Raw genomic sequence first — 248 nt, 5'->3', positions numbered from 1 at the left:
GGCGCGGCACTGTTCGCCAAGGTCGGTGAAGTGCTGCAGGGCAAGGGCCTGAAGGTGGGAACCGGCACCATCGTGGACGCCACGATCATCTCGGCGCCGAGTTCGACCAAGAACGACAAGGGGGGGGGGCGCGACCCCGAGATGCACCAGACCCGCAAAGGCCAGCAGTGGCACTTCGGGATGAAGCTGCACATCGGCGTGGACAGTGCGACGGGGCTGGCGCACAGCGCCGTGGTGACGGCGGCCAA

Annotated in this window: 1 protein-coding gene; it reads left to right on the top strand. The window is 67.7% G+C overall.

Features of this window, described 5'->3' with window-relative positions:
- The coding region (locus ACG04Q_RS25675) for a transposase (RefSeq protein WP_394514719.1) at window positions 1–248 on the top strand (248 nt) is incomplete at both ends.

Source organism: Pelomonas lactea (assembly GCF_043555885.1).
Taxonomy (GTDB): Bacteria; Pseudomonadota; Gammaproteobacteria; order Burkholderiales; family Burkholderiaceae_C; genus Pelomonas; species Pelomonas lactea.
Note: the sequence above shows the minus strand (reverse complement) of the source record. Positions and strands in the feature narration are given on the sequence as shown.